Consider the following 24,320-nt stretch of genomic DNA (forward strand, 5'->3'; position numbering starts at 1 on the left):
CCAATAACGCCGCCTTGGGGCGACCGCTCCTCAGTTCCCCGGGCGCACCCACGCCGTGATCCCCACCATCCGCTCGATCCGCACTCGATCACCCGGCCGCAGCTCCTGCCCCTCCGCCCCGCGAGCCGGAAAAACCTCGTCATCCACCAGTACACCGACCCCTCGCCCCCGCTGGACCAGGACCCCGTACCGCCCGGCATAGGCATCGGCCGGAGCCACCATGCGATGGGCGTAGGCGCCAGCGAACCGCTGTGCCAGGCGGTAACCCGCCGGCAGGAGGAGTAGCGTCGTAAGGAGATAGATCAAAACCTGATGGGAGACGGCCAGATCTGTCTTCATCGACGTCACCAAGGCCAGCACGAAGGCAGCCACAGCCAGGTCCAGCAGGAACAGGTGGCCACCGAAGATCGCTGCGGCCACCAGCAGCAGGATTCCGCTGGCCAGCCACACCCAGGATGGATCGAACATGCACACCTCCGCCTCGGGGGCTATCCCCAGTCTAATCCACAAAAACTGTGGAAGGTCCTGTGGAAAACTTCGCGTCGGCCCACTGCCCCGCGAGCAAGCGAGAAGTGATTAATTTCTGATCAGCTAGCCGAGCCCGCCCCGGGTTACGGTATCCTGATCGGTCGAAGCCTGGATGCCGAATCTCCGTTCTAGCTCATCAACAAAGGTCCTCGATGCGATTGATCGGCCCCCTGTCCACTGTCGGCCTGCTACTCGGCACGCTCTTCTTCGCCTTCTCGCTCACGCCGAGCCTGGTTCCCAGGCCTTTCGCCTTTCAGGGCGTCCTCTCCGGCCTCTCGCTGACCGCCGGATACGCCATCGGTGCGGGGCTGAGCACACTGTGGCATTACCTTCAGCTACCGGAACTGCGTGGACGGCTCGAGCGGATCGTGCGCTGGCTGGCCGTAGCCGGCTGCGCCCTGGTTGCGGTGATCTTCATGTGGCGAGCTGCGGGCTGGCAGGATGCGGTGCGCGCGCAGATGGAACTGGAACCGGCCGGCGGACTGCCGCCAGTCGGTGCTGCCCTGGTCGCCCTGTTGGTCTTTGCGGCCGCTCTACTTCTGGCGCGACTCTTTCGGGGAACCTTCCGCTTCCTCTCGCTGCGCCTGCAGCGTTACATCCCGCCGCGGGTGTCGCACCTGGCGGGGATCGTCGTCGCGGTCGGCCTGTTCTGGGCTGTGATCGACGGCGTGCTGTTCACCATGGCCCTGCGTGCCGCCGACAGCTCCTATCAGCAGGTGGACGCCCTGATCGAGGCCGATCAGGAGCGCCCGAGCGAACCCGAGCGCGCCGGCAGCCCCGACTCGGTGGTCGCCTGGCGAGATCTCGGACGCCAAGGGCGAAGCTTCGTCTCCTCCGGGCCCACAGCCACGGAACTGAAGGCGTTCCTCGGCGAGCCGGCGCCGACACCGATCCGCATCTACATCGGCCTGAACGCCGCCGAGACGCCGGAAGAGCGCGCCCAGCTCGCCATGGACGAACTCCACCGCACCGACGCCTTCGACCGCTCGGTACTGGTCCTCGCCACTCCCACTGGCACCGGGTGGATCGACCCTGCGGCGGCCGACCCAGTGGAGTATCTCCATCGCGGGGACATCGCCACGGTGACCGCTCAATACTCGTATCTGCCCAGTCCTCTGGCGCTGATGGTCGAAGGCAGCTATGGGGCCGAGATGGCCCGAGCCCTGTTCGAGGCGGTCTACGGCCACTGGCAGACCCTGCCCGAGGACGAGCGTCCGGCTCTCTACCTGCACGGCCTGAGTCTCGGGGCCCTGAACTCGGATCGGGCCTTTGATGTCTTCGACATCATCCAAGACCCCTTCGATGGCGCGCTATGGAGTGGCCCCCCATTCCGCAGTGAGACCTGGCGGACCGTCACCCAACGCCGTGATGCCGGATCCCCTGCCTGGCTGCCGGAATTCCGCGAAGGCGAGGTGGTGCGCTTCATGAATCAAGAGACCGGCCTCGACGCTGCCAACGGCGACTGGGGTACGTTCCGGCTCGCCTTCCTGCAGTACGCCAGCGATCCCATCACGTTCTTCAGCCCGAGCATCCTCTACCGGGAGCCGGACTGGATGGCCGAGCCACGGGGCCCTGACGTCACCTCGGAACTGCGCTGGTACCCGGTCGTGACCATGCTGCAGCTGGCTGCCGACATGGCGGCTGGCGGCGCTCCGCCCGGGTACGGCCACACCTACGCCGCGGAGGACTACATCGACGCCTGGGTTGCGCTGACCGAACCAGACGACTGGAGCCGCGACGACCTAAAGCGGCTACGCCAGGCGTTCAGACGCTGAGGGGGTTGTCAGGGAACCGTACCCATGGTGATTCGGTCCACTTGCCAAACAGGCCTGGATCGCCTTTCAATGATCATTGTCGAATACGTTAGAGAGGATACCTATGCTCAAACGCATCCTGATCCCGCTGGCCATCGCGGTCCCCGTGCTGGGGCTGCTTTACGTCGGCCTGGGGATGGACTCGAGAGAGCTGCCGTCGCCGCTGGTCGGTGAACCGGCGCCGGCCTTTGAGCTGGAAGACCTCGACAACTCCGGAGAGACCCTCACCCACGAGGACTTCACGGGTGATGTCGCTGTCGTCCATGTGTGGAGTTCCACCTGCCCGGTCTGCCATGAGGATTTCCCCCACCTGGAGCGCCTCTCCGAGCACGGGGTCCAGGTCTACGCCTTCAACTATCGGGACGACCGCGCGCAGGCGCAGCGGTATCTCCAGGTGCGTGGCAACCCGTACGATCGCATTGCCCACGACCCCGAAGGCGAGGCCGGCATGGAGTGGGGCGTTTACGCCACGCCCGAGACCTATGTACTGGATAAAGACGGGACCATCACCTACAAGGAGATCGGCCCCCTGGATGAAGAGGTGGTCGAGGAGGAGATCCTCTCGCTGGTGGACTAGCCTGCCAACCCCCGCTGCGCCCGTCGGGGGCCGCAGCGGGGCAAAACCTAAGCGACAGCCCCTTCCACCCCCTGGACACGCCGCAGGGCGTCGAGCTTGTCCAGCGCGCGCCCCGTAGCCAGCGCCTCCTTCGCCTGATCGGTGGCCCGGGCGAGGTTGGGGGCCTGATCGGCAAGCCAGAGAAGCGCGGCGGCGTTCATGGCGAAGAAGTCGGCCTCCGGTGTGTCGTAGCGGCCCTCCAGGGTCGCTAGGATGCGTTGCGCGTTATCCCCGGCCCGCTTGCTGCTGGCGACCTCGCCCAGGGACCGAGTCCGCAGACCGAAATCCGCCGGGGTCACTTCGAAGGTATCGATCCACCCACTCTTGAGCAGAACCAGCCGCGTCGGCCCGCACGGCGAGATCTCATCCATCCCCAGCTGCGGATCCTCGCCCTCGGCGCGGCCGAAGGGCGCGAGCGCCGCCGGCATACCGATCTCGCGCAGGATGGCGACCAGCTGATCACACAGCCGCGGGGAGTAGGCGCCGATGACGACATGGCTGGTCCTGGCGCAGGGCATGGCCAGCGGCCCGATGAAGTTGAAGGCGGAAGTAAAACGCATGCGCTGGATCAGCCGCGCCCACCCGGCCCGCAGGAAGGCCTCGCCGGGCAGGTAGCCGATCCCGTGGGCTTCCAGGCAGGCCTCGGCGCGCTCCAGCGGGGCCTCCAAATCCACGCCGAGGCGCTCGAAGATGTCCGACGCCCCGGATACTCCGGTCACCAGCCGGGCCCCCTTCTTCGCCACTGGCAACCCACACCCGGCAGCGATGAGCGCCGCGGGGGTCGACGCGTTGACGGTCTTCAGGGAGTCCGAGCCAGTGCCCACGATATCCCCCACAGGCCCTTCGATCTGCGGGTGGATCTTCGCCGTGTCGTAGGCGTCGAGGGCATCCCAGGCACCGGAGAACTCCTCGGTCGTCGGTCCGCGGGCTTGGTGGGCCGCCAGAAAGGCGCCCTGCTGCAACTCGGGCTGTTCGTTCAGGATGACCTGCCGATACGCCTCCGCCGCTTCCTCGCGGGAGAGCCTCGCCCCGGACACCACCCGGCTGATCATCCGACCGAAGCGGCGTAGCGCCTCCTCCTCACTCATCATGCCTTTCTCCCTATCACCCTGACTCTCTGATCGTGTCACCCTAACCCGTCGGGGCGTACCACGAAGCGCAGCACACCGCCCTCGGCCACTCGGCGCAGGGCAAGCGGACTGTCCTCCAGCGGGATCACCGCCTCGACCAGCGCCTCCGCTGCATCGGGGTACCGACCAAGCAGCGCCACCGCATCGGCAATCCCGCTGCGCGTACAACCGTAGGCGCCGACCACCTGAAGCTGCCGATAATGGATCCCGTTGAAGGCCGCACCGAGATCGATTTCCGCCTCCTGCCTCAGCCCGCTGAACACGACGTACCGACCACCGGGCCGCAACCGCTGAAGCCCTGCAGACAGGGCCGGCGGCGCGGATGTCGCGTTGATAGCCACATCCCACCCATCCCCGGGCGCCTCCAGTGTGAGTACCACCCCACTGAGCGTCCGGAACCGGGCGCTGAGTGCCGCCTTGTCGGCGGCGGTCTCGCAGACCAGCGGCTCCGCCCCCCGCGCTTGTACTGCCAGTGCCAGCAACAGGCCCACCGGCCCGGCGCCGTGGATCAGCACCCGCTCGCCCGCTTCGACGCGGGCCTGGTTCAGGGCGTTGATCCCGCAGGCCAGGGGCTCTGCCAGGCAAGCGACAACATCCGGGACCTCCGAAGGGACCGGGATCAGGCTCTCCCGCGGCACCTGCACCCATTGAGCCATCCCACCATCTCGATGGAAGCCGAGGACCTCCACACCGAGGCAGAGATTCTCGACACCCGAGTGGCAAGCCGGGCAGCGCCCACAGCTCACCCCGGGCCAAACGGCATACCGGTGTCCATCCTCGCCCAGGACACACAGCTCATGCCCCAAAACCCGCGGCAGGATCAGATCCCGGTGCCCACACTGCCACATGCGCGCATCGGTCCGGCAGAGTGCAGCGCTCAGCACCCGCTGGACAGGCGCATCTGCCGTCCCGACCGGCGGCGCCTGCTCCACGATCCGCATTTGCCCCGGCGCCTCGAGTCGCAGGGCACGCATCGGTGTCACGCCCGCGCCAAGGAGGTTTGGCTCCACAGCGGGTCAGTCATCGCGCTCCTCGCCCGCGTCGCCGACCATACCGTGCCCGGTTTCCAGGGCCTGGACACGGCGGAAGAGGCCCTCGAGCTGGGTGAAGCGGACGGTATTGCGCCGCCACTGCCGGACTGGCTGGGCCGGCAGTGGCGAGGCATAGGCACCGGATTCCCGGATAGAGCCCGTCACACCGGTCATCCCCATCAGGGAGACGCCGTCGGCGATGCGGATGTGATCGGTAATCGCCACCAGTCCGCCGATCAGGCAGTCCCGGCCAATGGTGGTACTGCCCGCCACCAGGGTGCCCCCAGCGATGACGGTGCGGGCACCCACACGACAGTTGTGGGCGATGTGAACATGGTCATCGAGCTTGACCCCGGCCTCGATGACCGTGTCCTCAAGCGCCCCGCGGTCAACCGTAGCATTGGCGCCGATCTCGACGTCGTCACCGATATCGACCCCACCGATCTGCGGGACCTTGCGCCACCCCTGTCCATCGGGCAACGGGGCGTAGCCGAAGCCGTCGGCACCGATGACCGCACCGGCGTGGATGCGCACCCGCTCGCCGGTCCGACAGCCCCCGGCCAGCACGGCATTGGGACCCAACCAGCTGCCCGTGCCCAGGCGCGCACCGGGGCCGATGAAGGCGCCCGGCGCCACCGTGCTCCCGGCGCCGAGTTCGACGCCGGCTTCGATAACCGCATTGGCACCGACACTGACCCCGTCGCCCAACACCACATCGGAGGCTACGACAGCCCCGGGGTGGATCCCCGGCGGCGCCGACGGTTCAGGATGCAGGAGCTCCACCACCTCGATGAAGGCCAGATAAGGATCCTCGACCACCAGCGCGGTGCCCGGACAATCGCCCTCGTGCTCGGCGCGCACCAAAACGGCGGCAGCGCCGCTGCGGCGCAACTCGGGCAGATGCCGCTTGCTGGTGCAAAAGGACACAGCATCGCCGCCAGCCCCGAGCAAGGTGGCAGCACGACAGACTGGCCGCTCCCCGTCACCCGCGAGCCGTGCGCCCAGCCGCGCGGCGAGTTCCTGGACTGTCATGGCGCTGGTCATGCTTCCTCCTGGCGGCCGCCTGGCAGTAGCGGGTCGCGGGCGAGACCGCGTATCCCCAGTCAGCGCCCGGGCTTCAATATAGCCGTCGGATAGTAACCGACCGCCTGGCCTGGCCTCCAGTCTGTCCCGTGCTGCGGTACGCTAAATCCGCCAGAAGGGGGGATAGGCCACGGCATCTTGCCGGTTGCGGTAGATGCGCGAGCGGATCTCCCGCTCCCGGGCGATGATCTCCACGGAGCTAGGGGCGGTAATCCAGAGCTGCTGGAGCATCACGCCCGCGGCCGACAACTCGGACTCATCGATGACCTCATCGCGCCGACGCACATGCCGGACCAGGACCCCTTGCTCGGCCTCCAGGGCGTCGACATAGTCGTAATCGAGGATCTCATCAACGCGTCCTGACTCCCGCGCAGTGATCAGCACGATCAACGTATACCGGTAGGATCCGCCGGCCCGCCAGCGATCCCAGGGTGTGGGCCTCGCCGGCTGCTCGCCGGCGGCCAGCAGGAGATTGTCTGCGTAGAGCGAGTTGCCGAAGGAGTAACGGTAGTTGTAGTGATAGGTGTGCGCGGCCCGCGGATTGATCTCGGTCAGGTGCAGTGCGCCGTCGGGCATCACCCAGAACTCCAGGTTGAAGAACTGGTTGCGGTAACCGAGGTCCGCCAGCCGACGCATGTACGCCGAGACCCACGCTTCAATCGTATCGGCCATGTCCCGGCTGATGGAGACCGGCGGGGTCAGATACCCCAGCGCCTGATGATTGGAGAAGTAGACCTCTTCGGTCAGACCGTAGTGAACCACCTCGCCATCATTGGTGATATATCCCTCGTAACAGTACTCGGTGGCGCGGTTGATATCGACCAGGTGCTCGGCGATGAACGGCGGCGCCAGGGCCGGCACCTGCTGCGGCGGAACACCATCAAGATAGGCTGCATATTGGCGTGCCAGCGCCCGCTGCAGTTCATGATCCTGCCGGTAGTCGGCGAGCACCCGCTGCAACTCGTCGACGCTAGCGATGCGGAAGATCCCCCGGCCGAGCGACAGGGAGGTGTTCTTGAGCATGAAGGGCCACTCGTGCGCGGGCACCCGCGCGGCGATCTGGTCATCGCTTTCCTGGAGCGGGTCGACCGGGGCATAGAAGAAGGGATCCCGCTCCAGGGTGCGCATCAGATACTTGTTCATGCAGTAGAAGAAGGCGACCCGCGAGGGCACCGGATTGCCCAGGCGCTCGTTGATCAGCAGGTGATGGAAGGCGTCCTTCTGGGCGAAACCGGCAACGGCAACCACCCCCTGCTCGTGACAGTGCCGAGCCGTGGCCTCGATCTCCCGGGCGCCCCAGCCCTTGGGATAGATGCGCTCAACGCCAAAGTGCTGCTCCAGCTCGGCGAGCGCCGGCTCCATATAAGGCTGAGGATTGATCACGCCGAACTTCATCATCGGTTCCCCCTGTAACGAAGACCGCTCAACGCCGATTGGCGCTATCCGCTCAGCATAGCGGGTCCACGAAACGCGCGGACTCGCCTGTCACCGAACTTTCACGCAAAAGGCATCCCGGCGTCACGGCAAACTGCGAGGGTGCCGTCTAACCTAAATAGATCGATGCAAACTGAAGCACCAAGGAGGATTGAAGAATGGCCCGCAAGAGCCCGACCGAGCTTTACCACACCGCCCTGCACATGTACCGGCACGGCGCCACCGTCGAACAGATCGCTGATGAGCTGGCCATCCACCCGGCGTCGCTGCAGACCTGGCTGACGGCCCCGATCTACCCGGCCGCCCAGCGAACTCAGACGGCTCACCCTTACCCTCGCGCACCCCGCCGCGTCAAACCCCAACGGGCGGCACTCTGAATGGATCCCGTCGAGGCGGACGACGCTGCCGTCCGCCGCCCGTTTCTCCCCTTCCCAGCACCTCTCCCGAACCGCCGCCGGTAACCAGCCCGCCAGCACCCGACCCTCACGCTGCAAGCCTCCCGTCTCTGAGCCGTCACCACGAACCGTCTACCTCCACGATCACGGCGATGCGATTGCCGAGCGCTTTACCGACGACACCGGGATACCGGTACAGATCGTCGATATGAGCGGCGGCGGCCGATCCCTGACGGGGTTCCACCGTCATCCCCGCTTGGCTAAAGTGGCGCGCAACCCGCACCCCACCACGGGAGTCCCCATGAGCAAGACGCGCACATTACTGTTCCTGTGCACCGGCAACTCCTGCCGATCCCAGATGGCTGAAGGCTACGCCCGACAGATGGCCGGCAACGACTGGCGGGTGCTCTCCGCAGGCATTGAGGCCCACGGCCAGAACCCCCGCGCCATCGCCGCGATGCAGGAAGACGGGGTCGATATCTCGGATCAGCAATCCACGGTGCTGACCGAAGCCATGCTGGCCGAGGCCGATGTCCTGGTCACCGTCTGTGGCCACGCCGATGAACACTGCCCCGTGGTGCCCGGAAGCGTCGTCAAGCATCACTGGCCGCTCCCGGACCCAGCCCGCGCCGAGGGCAGTGAGGAAGAGATCGCCAGCGCCTTTCGGGAGGTGCGCGATGAGATCAAGGGGCGGGTCCGCAAATTGCTGGCCGACGCAGACCCGGCCTCCTAAAGCCCTCCGAACCCGAGGGGTGCCGCAAGCCGCTCCGCGGCACCCCTCCACTGTTCAGTGGCGGTCGCCGGTCGCCTCCTGGGCCATCTGCTCGAAGCTGGTGTGCCGCACGTTCTTGCCGCGGACGAAGTAGACGACGTACTCGCAGATATTCCGCGCGCGATCCCCGATGCGCTCCAGGGAGCGGGCCGTCCACATCACATCCATGACCCGCGGCACCGTCTCCGGATTGCGCATCATCTGGTCCATTAGCCGATGGACGATGACCTCGTACTGGCTGTCCGCCTGGATATCCTGCTGCGCCACGCGCACCGCCTCCTCCACATCCATCCGTGCAAAAGCGTCCAAGGCACCGCGTAGCATCCCCCGGACGTGCTCGCCCATCTCGCCGAGTTCGCTGATGGGGCCGCTCTCGCGGTCCAGCTCGAGGAAGTGCAGCGCCATGCGCCCGATCCGCTCGGCCTCATCGCCGATGCGCTCGAGATCCGTGATGGTCTTGATAACGGCCATGACCAGACGAAGATCCGAGGCGGTCGGCTGTCGGCGGACAAGGATCTGGGTGCAATCCTCATCCAGGGCCACCTCCATCGCATTCACCTGGTAATCGCTGGTGACCACCTTCTCGGCGAGTTCGGTCTTGGCCTCCGCCATCCCCGTCACAGCATCGCCGAGCTGCTGTTCGACGAGGCCACCCATGGTCAGGACGCGGTCGTGGATCGCCTCCAGCTCGGCGTTGAACCGCTGGGAGATGTGCTCCTGGAAGAAGCTCTTTTCGGTGGGGTTCTCGTCGGTCATCAGCGGTCTCCTCAGCCGTAGCGGCCGGTGATGTAGTCTTCAGTCTGTTTCTTGCCCGGGTTGGTGAACAGCGTATCCGTATCGCCGTGCTCGATGAGCTCACCGAGATAGAGGAACGCCGTAAAATCGGACACCCGCGCCGCCTGCTGCATGTTGTGGGTCACGATCGCGATGGTGTAGCGCTCCTTGAGCTCGAACATCAGCTCCTCGATCTTCAGCGTCGCCAGCGGATCGAGGGCCGAGGCCGGCTCGTCCAGAAGGATCACCTCCGGCTCGACGGCGATGGCACGAGCGATGACCAGCCGCTGCTGCTGACCGCCGGAGAGCCCGAAGGCGTTCTCGTGGAGCCGGTCTTTCACCTCGTCCCAGAGCGCGGCGCGGCGCAGCGACTTCTCGACCACCTCGTCGAGGGCTCGGCGATTGCGCACACCCTGCAACCGCAGCCCGTAGGCGACGTTCTCGTAGATCGACTTGGGGAAGGGGTTCGGCTTCTGGAAGACCATCCCGACCCGACGGCGCAGCTCGGGAACATCCATGCGCCGCGCGTGGATATCCTCGCCGTCGAGGTGGATCCGCCCCTGGATCCGGCAGTTATCGACCAGGTCGTTCATCCGGTTGAAACAGCGCAGCAACGTCGACTTGCCGCACCCCGAAGGCCCGATAAACGCCGTGATCTGGCCGCGGGGGATCTTGAGATCGATCCCCTTGAGCACGTGCTCCTCGCCGTACCAGAGGTTGAGATCGTGGGTCTCCAGGCAGATATCGTTGCCCAGACGCCTGGGCGCTTTCCCGGCCCGGTCCCGATCCTGCAGCGCCTCGCTGCTGAAGCCGTGGGTCGGTGTTGCCGCATGCTTCTCAGAACTCATCGGGTCTCCTCACTCAGTCGCCCTGGGCCTTGTACTTCTCCCTGAGGAGATTGCGGATGGACATGGCCGTCAGGTTGAGCACGATAATGACCAGCACCAGGATCAGCGCTGTGGCGTAGACCAGCGGCCGCCCGGCCTCGACGTTGGGGCTCTGGAAGCCGACGTCGAAGATGTGGAAGCCCAGGTGCATGAAACTGCGTTCCAGATGGACGTAGGGGAAGCTGCCGTCCACCGGCAGCTGCGGGGCCAGCTTGACCACCCCGACGAGCATCAGCGGCGCCACCTCGCCGGCCGCCCGGGCCACCGCGAGGATCAAACCGGTGATCATCGCCGGCGTGGCCAGCGGCACCACCACCCGCCAGAGCATCTCGGCCTTGGTCGCGCCCAGGGCCAGGGCCCCCTGGCGGATGGAGCCCGGGATGCGCGAGAGGCCCTCTTCCGTGGAGACGATCACCACCGGCAGGGTCAGTAGCGCCAGGGTCAGCGACGCCCAGAGCACACCGCCCTTGCCGAAGGTCGGCGCCGGCAGGCGTTCACTGAAGAAGAACTGATCCACCCCGCCGCCGACGAAGTAGACGAAGAAACCCAGCCCGAAGACGCCGAAGACGATGGACGGCACGCCGGCGAGGTTGTTCACGGAGATCCGGATCATGCGCGTCAGAGGCCCCTGGCGGGCGTACTCGCGCAGATAGATCGCCGCCAGCACCCCGAACGGGGTCACGAAGACGGCCATGACCATGGTCATGAGCACGGTTCCGAAGATCGCGGGCAGGATCCCGCCCTCGGTGTTCGCCTCCCGTGGATAGCCCGACACGAAGTCCCAGAAGTCGCCGACGTAGAAGCGGGCCTTGTCCCAGACGTTCATGACGTTGGGGCGCCAGGGCTTGACCACGTCGCCCATGGCGATCACCACCTCCTCGCCGGCGGCCGTCTCCATGCCCACGGCGTAGCGCCCGACCTCCTCCAGCAACTCGTCGCGGCGCTCCTCCAGCTCCGCGTACTCCGCTTCCCAGCGATCGCGCTCTGCCTCCAGGGCCTCGACCTGCTCGGTGCGTTCTTCCTCGCTCAGGCTCGGGTCCGCCTCAATCTGGCGCAACGAAAGCCGGATCTCCTCGATCTCGGCGTTGACCGCACCGATCTCCACCCGTTCGATGCGCTGGATCTCATCCAGCCGTGATTGGTTCTCGCGGTAGAGCTCCAGGAACCGATCCCAGGTCGCATCCCCTTGGTCGCTGACCTCCTCGACCCTCTCCCCGTCAATCCGCACATCACGCAGGTAGCCGATGAAGTCGCCCCACTGGCGGCGTTCGATGACCACCGCATCTTCGGGGTAGGCCCACTCGGACATGTTGACGTCGGCGTACCAGACGAAATCCCGGCTATCGACGTCCCGGTTGCCGCGTTTGATGCGATAGCGCGTAATGAGGGCATCGTCGTCCTCGACCTGGAAGCCGCGCTCCCGGGCGGCGGCTGTGGTCAGCGTCTCCGCCGCGTCCACCTCGCCCATGACGGCCACCGGTTCGCGGCCGGGCTCGTCGTACTCGAAGGCAATCACGTCGCTCGGCCAGAAGTGCTGGAGGCCGTTGTAGGCGATGTGGCCGATCAACCCGAAGACCATGACCAGGGAGACGGCCACGGCGCCGGCGTTGAGCCAGATCCAGGGCGTGCCTTGTCGAAACCAGTCGCGCATAGCTGGGGAAGCCTCCGGTTTACAGTGCGCTGTACTTCTTGCGCAGGCGGTGGCGGACGATCTCGGCCACGGTGTTCACCAAAAAGGTGAGGACGAAGAGCACCAGTGCGGCGAGGAAGAGGATCCGGTAGTGGCTGCTCCCCTGCGCCGTCTCCTTCATCTCCACGGCGATGTTCGCCGAGAGTGTGCGCATGCCTTCGAACAGGTTGAAATTGGTGACCGGCGAGTTCCCGGTGGCCATGACCACGATCATGGTCTCGCCCACGGCACGACCGAACCCGATCATGACCGCCGAGAAGATGCCCGGGCTGGCGGTGAGCAGGACCACCGTGGCCACCGCCTGCCAGGGCGTAGCGCCCAGGGCCAGCGCCCCCTGGGAGAGGTGTCGCGGCACGTTGAAGACCGCATCCTCGGAGATCGAGAAGATGGTCGGGATCACCGCGAACCCCATGGCGATGCCTACCACCAGGGCATTGCGCTGGTCGTAGTCGATGCCCTGGTCGGTGAGCCACTGGCGCATGTCGCCACCGAAGAAGGCCAGCTCCATGTAGGGGCTGAGGGCAACACCCAGCCAGGCGACTCCGATCACCACGGGGATGAGCAGTGCGGCCTCCCAGCCCGGGGGCACCCGGCTGCGGATCCCCTCGGGGAAGACGCGGGTCCACAACCAGCCCGCCAGGACCATGGCAAAGGGCAAGGCGATCAGGATGGAGAAGACCGCCGGCAGATTGCGCTCGAAGAACGGGGCCGCCCAGAGGCCGGCGAGGAAGCCGAGGATCACCGTCGGCAGGGCCTCCATGATCTCGATGGCGGGCTTGGTCGTCTGCCGCATCCGCGCCGACATGAAGTACGCCGAGTAGATCGCGCCCAGGATGGCGATCGGCGTGGCGAAGAGCATGGCGTAGAACGCCGCCTTCAACGTGCCGACGGTCAGCGGGACCAGCGAGAACTTGGGCTCGAACTCGTCGGTGGCCGAGGACGACTGCCAGACGTAGGCCGGGTCGTCCCGACCCTCGTACCAGACCTTCTGCCACAGGGCGGCGAATGAGACCTCCGGGTGCGGGTTGTCAACATCCAGGTAGTTGAACCGGCCATCTTCGCCCACGGCGATCATCGCGTTCTGGCGCGGCGCCATGGCCAGGGCCGACACCGGACTCCCGCCTTCCAGCGCCAGCTGGGTCAGGGTCCGTGACGAAGTGGCGTAGTGCAGCTGCACGGTCCCGTCGACCGCCCCTGTCGCGAAGCCCTTGCGCGCGTGCTCGGGTGCGATGCTACTGACCGCGTCCGGATGGCCATCAAAGGTACGGATCCGCGTCAGCCGCCGCTCACGCTCCTCGTCGCGGGTCACCATGTACTGCGACACCGACCCATCCGAACCGCCGGCGATCAACGACGCGGCCCCGAGCAGGAACTGAAGCTGCGTGACCTCCGCGTCGTCCCCTTCGATGGCGCGCACCGTGCCAACCAGCCGGGGGCGGTTCAGATTCGAGACGTCGAAGTAGTGGAGACGCCCCTGCGCATCGCCGACGAAGAGGTTGCGCATGGTGGTGTCGAGGAGGATCTGGGTGACCTCGATTCCCGACTCCGGCCAGGGCAGGTCGTAGACCTCGCGCTCGACGGTTGCCTCGCCGGTGAGGAAGTCGGTTTCTTCCTCAAAGAGGACCATTCGCAGGGCCTCATGCTCGTTGCTCGCCCCCACCACGGCAGACCCCTGGCGTCCACGCTGGACACCGATGGCGTCGAGCGGATAACCGTCCTCGGCGAAGATCTCCAGCGGCTCGCCGTCACCCTCCGGGTAGGTGATCGACGGAGTCACCAGGCGCTCCCCGTCCGGGTAACTGACGTCGTAGTCGTGACGGGCGAAGATCGCCGTCCCGTCATCGAGGCCGTACCCCACCAATCGGTGGCGGGCCTCGGCGGTATCGAAGCTGCGAATCTGCGCGCCGGAGGGCTTGTTGAGCTGACCCTGCTCGATCAGTTCGCCGCTGCGGGGGTTGAAGAAGGCGTAACGGGCCCCGTCCGTGAAGCGCACGCCGACCTCGCGATAGCGCTCCATGGCGGTGTGTAGCGTGGCGCCAAAGTCTTCCCCGCCGGGGGCCGGATAGACCGCCGCAGGGCGGATCTCCGGCTCGCCGAAGATGGGCATAGTTTCCGAAAACAGGTAGACGAACATCAGCGCCAGTGCGCCGATCACCCCCACGCCGAAGGTGGCCACGCTTCCGCGGCTGATCCAGTCCTTGGTGCCCCGCCAGCGGCGCAGACGGCGCCGGCGCGCTGCGTCGGGCAGGCCACGGGCCGGACGTTCGCCCCTGCCCGTTTCGGTGACCTGAGTCGTCGGATCGCTCATGATCGTTGATCGCACCCTGCGAGAAGTGAACGCTGCCGCAGCCTACGGGGGGGTCATGACGGTTTCGTGACGAAACGATGAACCGCCGCTGAACCCACCGGAACGAAAGCGGGCCGGCTCAGGGCCGGCCCGCAAACAGGCTTCGTGGATAAGGATTCGGAGCGCGCAACGCTCCGAAGAAGTCACACCAACCGCTACAGGCCGAGGCGCTCTTTCTCACGCTCAGCGGCCTCGGCCGGCATGGGGATGAAACCGTCGCGACGGACGACTTCCTGCCCCTCCTTGGAGAGCACAAGACGCAGGAACTCCCGCTCGATGGGCGGCAGCTCCCCGTTCGGGTCCTTGTTCACGTAGACGTAGAGGAACCGTGACAGCGGGTAGTCGCCACTGACGGCGTTCTCGGCATTGGGCTCGTAGAGGTTGTCCTCGTCGTCTCCCAGCGCGATGGCTTTGACGCCGGAGGTCTTGTAGCCGATGCCCGAGTACCCGATGCCGTTGAGTGACTCTGAGACCCCCTGCACCACCGAGGCCGAACCCGGCTGCTCGTTGATCGCGTCCTTGAAGTCGCCGTCACACAGGGCGTTCTCGCGGAAAAAGCCGTAGGTCCCCGAGACGGCGTTGCGGCTATAGAGGATGATGTCGCGATTCGACCAGGCGCCGTCCAGACCCACATCGCCCCAGCGGGTGATGTCGTCACCACCGCAGCGCTGAGTCTCGGAGAACATCCCGTCGACCTGCTCCATGGTCAGCCCATCGATGGGATTGTCGCGGTTGACGAAGACCGCGATGGTATCGATGGCCACGCGCACCTTGGTCGGCTCATAACCGTGGGCGTCCTCGAAATCCTCGATCTCCGAGGAGCGCATATCCCGGCTCATGGGGCCGAAATTCGCCGTGCCTTCCGCGAGCGCGACCGGCGCAGTCCCGGAGCCTGCACCCTCGATCTCGACCGAGACATTGGGGTAGAAGTCCTGGAACTCCTCGGCCCAGAGGGTCATCAAGTTGTTCAGGGTGTCCGAACCCTGGCTGCCCAGGTTGCCGGAGATCCCCGAGACGCGCTCGTAGTCCGGCAGGTTCTCATCGACTTCGCCGGCGAACGCCGGGGCGGCCGAGAGCAGAGCCGCGCTGGTCAACCCTGCGATCCAACCTCTCTTCCACATAATCTCTGCTCCAATGGCTTGTGCGGGAAGCCTGATTCCAGGCAGAGACGAGTGTGCGCGGGCTCCCTTACCGGCCGGTGAAGGCGAGGTGACGATTGGATGAACCGCCCCGGTGTTCCAGGATGCGCGCCGGGAAGACCAGCGTGAAGGTCGATCCCTGATCGGGCTCGCTGTCGACGTTCAGCCAGCCACCGTGGCGGTGCATCACGTGCTTGACGATGGCCAGCCCCAGACCGGTGCCGCCGGTGGCGTTGGACCGGCCCTTGTCGACGCGGTAGAAGCGCTCGGTGATCCGCGGGATGTGCTCGCGGGGGATGCCGATCCCGCTGTCCGCCACCCCGCAACGGGCCGAGTGGGCATCGGCGCGCCACCGCACGCGGATGGTGCCGCCGGCCGGCGTGTAGCGCACGGCGTTGGAGACCAGATTCGACACCGCGCTGCGCAACTCCCCGTAGGAGCCCCGGACGAACACACCCGGCTCGGCGTCGAGTTCGATCCGGTGTTGGTGCTCCCCGGATAGAGTCTGCGCCTCGGCGCAGACCTCCTCGAGCAGCACCTTCATATCCACCGGATCCTCTTCCACCGCCAGCGATCCGGTCTCCAGGCGGGACAGGGTGAGCAGATCCTGCACCAGGCGCTGCATCCGCGCTGACTGATCCTGGAGCAAGCGGATCGACCCGGCCCAGGCGGGCTGCTCCGGGGCTAGCTCCTCGCCCATCTCCTCGGCAACGCCGTAGATCACGGTCAGCGGGGTCTTCAGTTCGTGGGAGACATTGGCGACGAAATCCCGCCGGATCGTCTCCAGCCGCTGTGTGCGGCTGATGTCCCGGGCAATGAGCAACCGCTGATTGCGCCCGTAGGGGACCAGCCGCAACTCCAGGGTCCTGCGCGGACTGACCGGCGACGGCATGGTCAGCGGGGCTGTGTGCTCGGTGGCGGTATCCAGGAACTCCTTGAACTCCGGCTGCCGGAGCAGATTGCTGATCCGCTGCCCCTCATCCCCCGGCCAGGTCAGCCCCAACAGGTGGCGCGCGGCATTGTTCCACCAGAGGACCCGATCGTCGGCATAGAGCACCAGCGTGGCATCCGGCATCGCCTTGGCAGAGTCACGATACTCCCGGATCACCCGGCGCAGTCGGTGCCGGCGCTCACGCTGTCGGCGCTGTCGGCGATGCAGGGCGTGGAACACCTCCCCCCAGACCCCGCGGGAGATCGGCGGGTCGAGCTTGCGGCCGACGCGCAGCCACCGCTCGAGCCGCCAAAGCTGGTACTCGTTCCACAGGTAGCCCATCGCCAGCAGGGCCGCCAGGGACTCCACCCACCACCCGGTGGCCAGCCCCACGCCCGCCCAGAGCGTGGCCACACCGAGCAGCGTCAGCAGATACCCTGGCCAGGGATTGCGCGTCATCGGAGCCCCCTCAAAGGCCCGTTAAGTCTGCTCCGAGAAACGGTACCCGGCCCCCCGCACCGTCTGCACCAACCCATCGTGCCCGGTGGTGGCGAGGATCTTGCGCAGCCGCCGGATGTGCACGTCCACGGTGCGCTCCTCGACGTAGACATTAGTCCCCCAGACCTGATCCAGCAGCTGCGTGCGCGTAAAGACGCGATCGGGGTGGGCCATGAAGAAGCGCAGAAGGCGGTACTCCGTGGGACCGAGCTCCAGCGACTGACCGTGGCCGGTAACCCGGTGGCTGACCGGATCCAGGCGCAGACCGGCCGCCTCCAAGGGAGTATCGGCCGTCGACGGGGCCGTGCGCCGCAGGACCGCCTTGACCCGTGCAGCCAGCTCTCGGGGCGAAAACGGCTTCGTGACGTAGTCATCCACCCCGGAGTCGAAGCCGCGCACCTTGTCTTCCTCTTCACCGCGGGCGGTCAGCAGGATGATGGGGATCTGCCGGGTCTGGTCGTCCTCCTTGAGTTCCCGTGCCCACTCCACGCCGCTAACCTGGGGGAGCATCCAGTCGAGCAGGATCAGATCCGGCGGACGTTGGCGCAACTGCTCCGAGCCCTGCATGGCATCGACCGCCGGGATGACCTCGAACCCCTGCCGCTCCAGGGAGGTGATCAGCATCTCTCGCACCGCCGGGTCGTCCTCGACCACGAGAATCCGTACTGCCATCAGGCTCTGTCCTTTCGGTTGCTCGCATCGCGGTTCACACCCACGCCATTAAAGGGCAAGCACATTGCGAGATCATGACAATGTGAGCTTCACACAAACCCCACTCCACCGTCATCGCAGCGTAAGAATCGATCCCTAGCGTGTCCTCCGTGTCGGGGCTGCGCGCCCCGGCGACGCTCTGAAACCGAGGAGGACCCTTGATGACGACGAGACGATGCGCGCAATACCTGCCCACCACGGCCCTGCTCGGCGCCGGCCTGGCCGTGGCCTTCCCCTTCGAGGCCCTGGCCGATCCGGACTTCGATATCCGTGGCCGGCTGATGATGGACTACCACATGGCCGATGAGGACGAGACCGAGTTCGTCGACGGCTTCAACAACCGCCGCGCCCGGCTGGGCATGGACGGGAGCATCGACGAGTACTGGGACGGCCGGGTGGAGGTGAACGTGGCCGAGGGCAGCCTCAGCGCCGCCGACTTCCGCCTGCGCCGTAGCCTCGGCCCCGGGCGGCTGTGGCTGGGTCAGTTCAAGGTACCGCAGGGCCTCAACCAGCTGACCAGCTCCAATAACTACACCTTCATGGAACGCTCCTCGGTCAGCAACATCATCCCCGACTCCCGGCGCATCGGCGCGGCCTACGAGCAGACCGGTGACGCGTTCGGCTTCAAGACGATGTTCTTCGGGCGTTCCCTCGGCGATGATTAGGGAGATGACTTTACCGGCGATCAGCCCAAGGGCTATGCGGTACGCGGCGTCTACGCCCCGTTCCTGACCGCGTCCCGGCACAACGAGGCCCCGCGGCTGCACCTGGGCGCCTCGCTGGTCTACGAGGACCAGGACGACCCCCTGGATATTGGCTTCAGCGACCGCCCGGAGCTGCGGGATGGCGACGGTGGCGGGACCCGTCTCCTCGACGTGGACGTCACCGGCGTCACGGACACCACCAAGCTCGGTCTGGAGTCGGCCTACCTCAACGGGCCCTTCTCCGCGGAAGCGGAGTACCTCACCGTCTCGATGAACCGGGACAACGGCGACGAGCCGACCTTCAGCGGCTGGCACGTCCAGGGCAGCTACGTGCTCACCGGCGAGAGCCGCACCTACAGCACCGGCGGCTTCGGCGGCGTCACCCCGAGCGGCTCGGGCGGCGCCTGGGAGCTGGCGGCCCGCTACAGCCACATGGACCTGAACGACTCCGGGTTCGCGGGCGGTGAGCAGAACAACCTCACCCTGGGCATCAACTACTACGCCAGCAGCAACCTGCGCTTCATGGGCAACATCGTCTTCGCCGACGTGAAGGACCGGGAAGACGGTAGCGGTGACGCGCTGCCCGACGAAAGTCCGACCCTGGTCGGCGCCCGCGCCCAGTACAACTGGTAGGCCCACCTCGACGGGAGGCCGAACCCATTTGGTCTCCCGGCCAGGTCCGGACCGGGAACCCCAGGCGAATCCTGCGTCGCGCGGACCGCACCCGTGAGACCGGTGGCCAAGCGGCATGGGCGCGCTTAGTATCGTGACCGGTACCGCCATCCAATCAGCCAGATTCGAGAACTGTCGATGACCCGTGCCCCCGCACTCCCTGGCCGCTGGCGAACCGTGGCGTACGTATTCTTTCGGCCACGGCGGATCCTTGAAGACTGGCAGGCTGCCGACCCGGACGTGCCCTGGATCCTCGCCCGGCTGACGGTGCCCCTGCTGCTCGCCAGTGTCCTCGGTGCCGGCATCGCCCACGCCCTGATCCCCAGCGGATTCCCGCCGGAGACCCGCCCCGATCCCATCGGCTTCGGCATCTACAGCGCCTTGACCCAGTTCGTCGGTGTGCTCGCGCTAGCGGCTGCCGCGCACTACCTCTGCGACCTGTTCCAGGGGTATTCCGATTTCCGGCGCCCGTTGACCGCGGTCTCCGTAGCCCTGATCCCCGCCTGGGTGGGCAACGTGGTGGCCGCCCTACCCTGGCCCGTGGGGCCGCACCTGGCCTTGCTGCTGATTCTCTACAACCTGGGGCTGCTCTACGCCGCCTTCGCGATTATCGTCGGGGTGCGCCGCGGGAACCGCCTGGCTCACTACCTGGCGGCACTCGTCGTGGCCCTGCTGGTGACGTTCGCTTTCGGCTGGCAGGCCATGACCCTGATCCCCGGCGCGACGCCGGAGGTCCGCCTCGGGACCACCTGGCTGATCTAACCTTCGGCTGCATCCCGGCGCAGACCGGGCTAACATCCCTGTAAAAGTGCCCTTGCAGACGCCACGGAGAGCCCACCGATGCCCATCGAAGAAGGCCAACCGGCCCCCGATTTCACCCTGCAGGACGCCGACACCAACCGGGTCACCCTCAGCGAACTGCGCGGTCAGCCAGTGATTGTGTACTTCTACCCGAGAGACGAGACCCCGGGCTGCACCAAGGAAGCCTGCGCCTTCCGTGATGTCTGGACCGAGCTGCAGAGCGCCGGAGCCGTAGTCCTGGGTATCTCGCCCGACGATGCGGCCGCCCATCAACGTTTCCGAGATCGCCACGAGCTCCCGTTTACGCTCCTCAGCGACCCGGAGAAGGAGGTCATGAGCCGCTACGGCGCCTGGGGTGAGAAGAACATGTACGGACGGAAGAGCATGGGCGTCATCCGCTCCACGGTGCTGATCGACGCCGAGGGGATCGTGCGCAAGCACTGGCGTCGGGTCTCCAAGGCAGCGGAGCACCCCCGGAAGGTCCTCGAGGCGCTGCAGCGGATGACCTAGGGGCGGGGTGGTTCTCCCCGACCCCCGGCATGACTCGAACCAACTGGCCAGCCCTGGGCGACCTGCCGCTTTACTCCAGATCTGGCCCCAGCCGGTCGATGCCGCTGCGCTGCCCCAGCAACCGCTCGGTGACCTGGGTCAGGCGCTGGGACCAGCCCTCCCGCTGACGATAATCGACCTCCAGCAGGTGCGCCTGCTCGCGCTGGGCCATGATGCAGTCGTCGCTGGTCTGCAGGGCGTCGATCAGCCCCGCTTCCAGGGCTCGCTCAGCCAGCCAGAACTCCCCGGTTGCCACCGTCTCGACATCCAGCTGCGGACGGTAGCGCCGCAGGAATCCCTTGAACTGCTCGTGGATATGGCCCAGGTCCTCGCGAAAGCGCTCTCGATCCGCCTCGGTGTTCTCCCCGAAGACTGTCAGGGTCCGCTTGTAGGGACCCGCCGTGTGCTGCTCGAAATCGATGTCGCGGTTGCGCAACCAGCGGTGGAAGTTGGGCAGGCTCCCGACCACGCCGATGGATCCGATCAGCGCGAAGGGGGCCGCCACGATCCGATCCCCGACCACCGCCATGAGATAACCGCCGCTGGCGGCCACGCGGTCAACGCATACTGTCAGATGGATCCCCGCCTCACGCAGGCGCGCCAGTTGCGAGGCCGCCAGTCCGTACGCGGGCACGCCCCCGCCGGGGCTCTCCAGACGCAGGATGACCTCGTCCTGCCCAGGGCGGGCCGCGGCAATGACCGCCGTGATCTCCTCCCGAAGCCCTTCCACAGCGCGCGCCCGGATATCGCCGCGGAACTCCAGGACGTAGATCCGCTTGTCCGGCAACTCCGCAGGCGGCGTCTCCGACGCCTGGCGCCGCAGCGTCTTGCGCACCCGGCCGCGCCAGGAGGCCTGCTCACCGGCACGACGCAGGGCCTGCGCCCGTTGGCGGTAGACGCCGTTGAGCGGACGCACCTGCAGCCGCCCCGGCGCACTGCCCCCTTCCTGGCGCAGCCGGACCACCGCGGTAAGCACGAGCAGAATGGCCAGTACCACCGTGGCGGTCTGGGCAAGGAACAGCAGGTATTCGTTCAGCATCCTTCGGGTCCCGGCAGGTGAATCGCTCCAATAACCGTAGCACGCCGCGGCAACCGGGCGACTGGCTGTGGCTCACCGACGGCGGGGAAACCGGTTCCCGCGACCTCGCCGCTTAAAGCTGCTGGAGGACCCGGCGCAGGGCTTCGCCCTCCTCCTTGGCCTTGAAGTAGACCTCGTGGTACGGCGTATCCGGATCGGTCAGATCCACCCGGATCCGCAGCTGTCGGGCCAGGGGCATGGATCGGCTCTCCACCTTCTGGATTTCCGCGGCCTGAATCTGCAGCGCCCGGGCGGCGGTCACGAAGAACGCGGAACGCTGCTCCTGATCCAGCACCGCCCACTCGCCCCGGCCGTGGTACACGTCACTAACCTCAAACCCAATCTTCTTCAGACGAACCACGTTGCGCTGGCGCAGCAGCGGGGCCAAAAGCAGGTTATAGAGCACCCCCACCACCATCGAGATCACAACCAGCCCGAAGCCGGCGACTACGACATAGAACAGCCTCACCGCGGCATCCGCCTCAAGGCCCAGCTGAATCAGCCCCGCCGGCAGCACACCCTGAAACACCCCGAGGACGGCCGCCCAGGTGTCCGCAGAGAGGAAGACACTGACGAAGGAGAAGACCAGCATCACGAGCACGCCCGTAAACGCCAGCAGGAATAGCAGCGACTCGAAGGCGACACCGATCGGGTTCTTGACGATCAGGCGGGAGAACACACTGGCCATAGCTGACTCTGCCCTTCTACTTGGTCATCGGAACACTCCCGGGCGAAACCGATCCGCCGCGGGCGGCTGGCTTACCGAAAGCGCGAGGATGGTAACGGCAATCGTGCGGCGCGGGCACCGCTATGCGTCCAGACACCGCGCAGGACGCGTCTCGCCCGGGCGCGTTGGGTGGCAGGGGATGGGATGACACCCAGCATACCCGTCAAGATCAGCAACTTAGGGGGCAAAGGAGGAAATGGCGTCCCCAACGGGATTCGAACCCGTGTCGCCACCTTGAAAGGGTGGTGTCCTAGGCCAGCTAGACGATGGGGACGCTGTGCCGTAAAGCGAGCGCAATGGTAAGGGTGCCTGACGGGACTGTCAACACTTTCGCCCATGACGATCACGGCGGCTCTGTTAGACTGGCCGCACACTGGCCGAAGAGCGTTCTCCAGGTCCTGCATGGCTCCGCAAACCGGCACCCCGCTCACTCTGCCCGAGGCGGCCCTGTACCGGCTCGGGCTCACCGCGCAGCCGTTCGTCGGCACCCCCGAGCCCCCCTTCGAGGACAGTGCTCGCGTCACTCAGCTGAACGTCACGCTGAGCCTGCTGCAGAGTGGCGAACGCATCGTGCTGATCAACGGCGATGCGGGCCTGGGTAAGAGCACATTCCTCTGCCGCCTGGCGGCGCTGCAGCCCCCCGGCCTGAGCATGCAGCGGGTCGATGGCCACAACGCCGGTCTCGACACTCTGTGGGGGGCTCTGGTGGCCGCCGCTGAAAGCGAAGAAGGCGCGCAGGCATCCAGAACCCGCGAACAAGCCCTGAACTACGTCCGCAGCGCACGCCGCGGCGGCATCCGCCCCGCCCTGCTCCTGGACGATGTCGACGCCCTGCCACCCGGGCACATCGAAGAACTGCTCGAGCTCTGGGCCGAGCTCAGCCAGGACGACGAAGCCTTCAGCCTGGCCATGGCCCTCGACCCGGGGGAGCTACAGAAGCTCCCGGCGACGCTCTCAGACGAGCGCTTCCACACCACGACCCTGTATCCACTCGACCAAGAGCAGACGGCCGCCTATCTCGACCACCGCGTCCGGAGCGCCGGCGCCGAGCAGGCCCTCTTTGACCGCGAAACGGTTCGGGAGATCTTTCACCGCTCGGGCGGACACCCGGAGCGCATCAACGAAGAGGCGCATCGACGCCTGACCGCTCGCCTGGCCAACCCCGGCGAGGTGCCGCCGGCACCCCGACCCGTACTGCCGGCACACCCCGGCCGGCGAGGGCTCCGGTGGGCTCTCGCGGGGGTCAGCAGTGTCGCCGCGGCAGTGGCTGGCACGTACTGGTTGATTGCCCACCAGCTGCCGAGCGGACCGTCGACGGATGAACTCGCCATCGAAGATTTCGAGGAACCCGAGGAGGAGACGGTAGCGGCGGAGAGCGACGAGATCGAACCGGCCAGCGACACCCCGTTCGGGCTGGAGTTGCCGGGGCGCTACAGCTTCCGCGATGACCACGAGGAGGCGGACACCCCCTCCACGCCGGACCAGCCCACCGAGACCCTGCAACTCCTCGAGATACCTTCCGGCCCCGCCCAAGAGCCCTCACCCACCGAGGACGCCCCGACGATCGACCATGAGGCGGACGAGGAAGCCGCGCCGACCGCGGAGCAGGATGAGGATGATTGGGCTGCCGGCGCGGCCTGGGTCCTGAATGAGGAGGCGGATCGCTACACCATCCAGGTACTGGCGGCCTCCCAGCCCACCACCCTGGAGGGCTATGCGGAGCAACACGACCTGGGCGATCCGACCCACGTGGTCTCCACCGAGCGGGGAGACGGCGACCCCTGGTTCCTGCTGCTGCACGGTTCCCACGAGGACCGCGAGGCCGCTCACGCGGCCCTGGCGGCGTTGCCCGAGGAGATCGCCGAGCGCGGGGCGTGGGTCCGCTCTTTTGAGTCGGTGGAAGAGGGCCTGGTAACCGACGACTAACCCGCAGTCAGCACGGTGACGGCTGTAACGACCCGACATTTTTTTGACGCACCCTGGGTGTCAATTCCCTGACATGTCAACCG

General features: G+C 66.5%; 20 protein-coding genes, 1 tRNA gene and 2 pseudogenes. 8 read left to right on the plus strand and 15 right to left on the minus strand.

All coding sequences use genetic code 11. From position 1 onward, the window contains the following. Positions 1-30: 30 nt before the first annotated feature. A complete protein-coding gene (locus tag HHAL_RS00440) occupies positions 31-468 on the minus strand; it encodes an NfeD family protein (RefSeq protein ID WP_011812901.1) in 438 nt (145 codons plus the stop codon). Positions 469-680: 212 nt separating this feature from the next. Here HHAL_RS00440 and HHAL_RS00445 point away from each other — a divergent pair, with 212 nt between their 5' ends. Both HHAL_RS00445 and HHAL_RS00450 read left to right on the plus strand, forming a co-directional pair. Further along, complete coding sequence (locus HHAL_RS00445) at positions 681-2,303, plus strand: alpha/beta hydrolase (RefSeq protein WP_011812902.1); 1,623 nt, start codon at positions 681-683, stop codon at positions 2,301-2,303. Between the two features lie 103 nt (positions 2,304-2,406). Further along, on the plus strand, positions 2,407-2,919 hold the full coding sequence (locus HHAL_RS00450) for a DsbE family thiol:disulfide interchange protein (RefSeq protein ID WP_011812903.1): 513 nt from the start codon (positions 2,407-2,409) through the stop codon (positions 2,917-2,919). A 47-nt stretch (positions 2,920-2,966) separates the two neighbouring features. On the opposite strand, the gene trpD is transcribed toward HHAL_RS00450, so the two are convergent. The 4 genes from trpD to HHAL_RS00470 form a co-directional block, all read right to left on the minus strand. Then, the gene (gene trpD / locus HHAL_RS00455) at positions 2,967-4,049 is read right to left on the minus strand and encodes an anthranilate phosphoribosyltransferase (RefSeq protein WP_200342949.1); all 1,083 of its coding nucleotides are present in this window, start codon (positions 4,047-4,049) and stop codon (positions 2,967-2,969) included. Between the two features lie 35 nt (positions 4,050-4,084). Continuing rightward, positions 4,085-5,062, minus strand: coding sequence for a zinc-dependent alcohol dehydrogenase (locus tag HHAL_RS00460; protein WP_011812905.1), 978 nt, complete (start codon positions 5,060-5,062; stop codon positions 4,085-4,087). Between the two features lie 42 nt (positions 5,063-5,104). Beyond that, positions 5,105-6,163: a UDP-3-O-(3-hydroxymyristoyl)glucosamine N-acyltransferase gene (lpxD, locus tag HHAL_RS00465; RefSeq protein WP_011812906.1), complete on the minus strand. Its 1,059-nt coding sequence runs from the start codon at positions 6,161-6,163 to the stop codon at positions 5,105-5,107. 141 nt (positions 6,164-6,304) lie between these two features. Next, on the minus strand, positions 6,305-7,600 hold the full coding sequence (locus HHAL_RS00470; protein ID WP_011812907.1) for an ATP-grasp domain-containing protein: 1,296 nt from the start codon (positions 7,598-7,600) through the stop codon (positions 6,305-6,307). 194 nt (positions 7,601-7,794) lie between these two features. On the opposite strand from HHAL_RS00470, the gene HHAL_RS00475 reads away from it, so the two are divergent. Together HHAL_RS00475 and arsC are read left to right on the plus strand one after the other, a co-directional pair. After that, positions 7,795-8,013 (plus strand): hypothetical protein, encoded by a 219-nt coding sequence (locus HHAL_RS00475; RefSeq protein ID WP_011812908.1) that lies wholly within the window; start codon positions 7,795-7,797, stop codon positions 8,011-8,013. A 319-nt stretch (positions 8,014-8,332) separates the two neighbouring features. Beyond that, positions 8,333-8,764, plus strand: coding sequence for an arsenate reductase (thioredoxin) (arsC, locus tag HHAL_RS00480; protein WP_011812909.1), 432 nt, complete (start codon positions 8,333-8,335; stop codon positions 8,762-8,764). Positions 8,765-8,818: 54 nt separating this feature from the next. Here the strand turns inward: arsC and phoU are convergent, their stop codons facing one another. The 7 genes and pseudogenes from phoU to phoB form a co-directional block, all read right to left on the minus strand. Beyond that, positions 8,819-9,559 carry a phosphate signaling complex protein PhoU gene (phoU, locus tag HHAL_RS00485; RefSeq protein ID WP_011812910.1) on the minus strand — a complete coding sequence of 247 codons (741 nt, stop codon included), beginning with the start codon at positions 9,557-9,559 and terminating at the stop codon, positions 8,819-8,821. A gap of 11 nt (positions 9,560-9,570) precedes the next feature. Further along, positions 9,571-10,323: pseudogene (gene pstB, locus HHAL_RS00490) on the minus strand (phosphate ABC transporter ATP-binding protein PstB); the annotation flags it as partial. A 115-nt stretch (positions 10,324-10,438) separates the two neighbouring features. Then, positions 10,439-12,115 carry a phosphate ABC transporter permease PstA gene (pstA, locus tag HHAL_RS00495; RefSeq protein WP_011812912.1) on the minus strand — a complete coding sequence of 559 codons (1,677 nt, stop codon included), beginning with the start codon at positions 12,113-12,115 and terminating at the stop codon, positions 10,439-10,441. Positions 12,116-12,134: 19 nt separating this feature from the next. After that, on the minus strand, positions 12,135-14,462 hold the full coding sequence (locus HHAL_RS00500) for an ABC transporter permease subunit (protein ID WP_011812913.1): 2,328 nt from the start codon (positions 14,460-14,462) through the stop codon (positions 12,135-12,137). A 194-nt stretch (positions 14,463-14,656) separates the two neighbouring features. After that, positions 14,657-15,622, minus strand: a complete 966-nt coding sequence (locus HHAL_RS00505; RefSeq protein WP_011812914.1) for a PstS family phosphate ABC transporter substrate-binding protein — start codon at positions 15,620-15,622, stop codon at positions 14,657-14,659. A 67-nt stretch (positions 15,623-15,689) separates the two neighbouring features. Continuing rightward, entirely contained in the window at positions 15,690-17,030 is a 1,341-nt protein-coding gene (gene phoR, locus HHAL_RS00510; protein WP_011812915.1) for a phosphate regulon sensor histidine kinase PhoR, read from the minus strand. A 21-nt stretch (positions 17,031-17,051) separates the two neighbouring features. Then, entirely contained in the window at positions 17,052-17,741 is a 690-nt protein-coding gene (gene phoB / locus HHAL_RS00515) for a phosphate regulon transcriptional regulator PhoB (RefSeq protein ID WP_011812916.1), read from the minus strand. A gap of 200 nt (positions 17,742-17,941) precedes the next feature. Here phoB and HHAL_RS13505 point away from each other — a divergent pair. From HHAL_RS13505 to bcp, 3 genes and pseudogenes are all read left to right on the plus strand, one after another. Further along, positions 17,942-19,117: pseudogene (locus tag HHAL_RS13505) on the plus strand (OprO/OprP family phosphate-selective porin). A gap of 177 nt (positions 19,118-19,294) precedes the next feature. After that, the gene (locus HHAL_RS00525; RefSeq protein ID WP_011812917.1) at positions 19,295-19,918 is read left to right on the plus strand and encodes a Yip1 family protein; all 624 of its coding nucleotides are present in this window, start codon (positions 19,295-19,297) and stop codon (positions 19,916-19,918) included. Between the two features lie 78 nt (positions 19,919-19,996). Continuing rightward, entirely contained in the window at positions 19,997-20,467 is a 471-nt protein-coding gene (gene bcp, locus HHAL_RS00530) for a thioredoxin-dependent thiol peroxidase (protein WP_011812918.1), read from the plus strand. A 70-nt stretch (positions 20,468-20,537) separates the two neighbouring features. Here bcp and sohB read toward each other — a convergent pair whose 3' ends face one another. From sohB to HHAL_RS00545, 3 genes are all read right to left on the minus strand, one after another. Then, positions 20,538-21,545 carry a protease SohB gene (gene sohB, locus HHAL_RS00535; RefSeq protein ID WP_011812919.1) on the minus strand — a complete coding sequence of 336 codons (1,008 nt, stop codon included), beginning with the start codon at positions 21,543-21,545 and terminating at the stop codon, positions 20,538-20,540. A gap of 112 nt (positions 21,546-21,657) precedes the next feature. Then, positions 21,658-22,272: a hypothetical protein gene (locus HHAL_RS00540; RefSeq protein WP_011812920.1), complete on the minus strand. Its 615-nt coding sequence runs from the start codon at positions 22,270-22,272 to the stop codon at positions 21,658-21,660. Between the two features lie 236 nt (positions 22,273-22,508). Beyond that, positions 22,509-22,585, minus strand: a tRNA-Glu gene (locus HHAL_RS00545). A 128-nt stretch (positions 22,586-22,713) separates the two neighbouring features. On the opposite strand from HHAL_RS00545, the gene HHAL_RS00550 reads away from it, so the two are divergent. Further along, a complete protein-coding gene (locus HHAL_RS00550; RefSeq protein ID WP_011812921.1) occupies positions 22,714-24,237 on the plus strand; it encodes an SPOR domain-containing protein in 1,524 nt (507 codons plus the stop codon). Positions 24,238-24,320: the final 83 nt, after the last annotated feature.

The organism is Halorhodospira halophila SL1, assembly GCF_000015585.1.
Classification (GTDB): Bacteria; Pseudomonadota; Gammaproteobacteria; order Nitrococcales; family Halorhodospiraceae; genus Halorhodospira; species Halorhodospira halophila.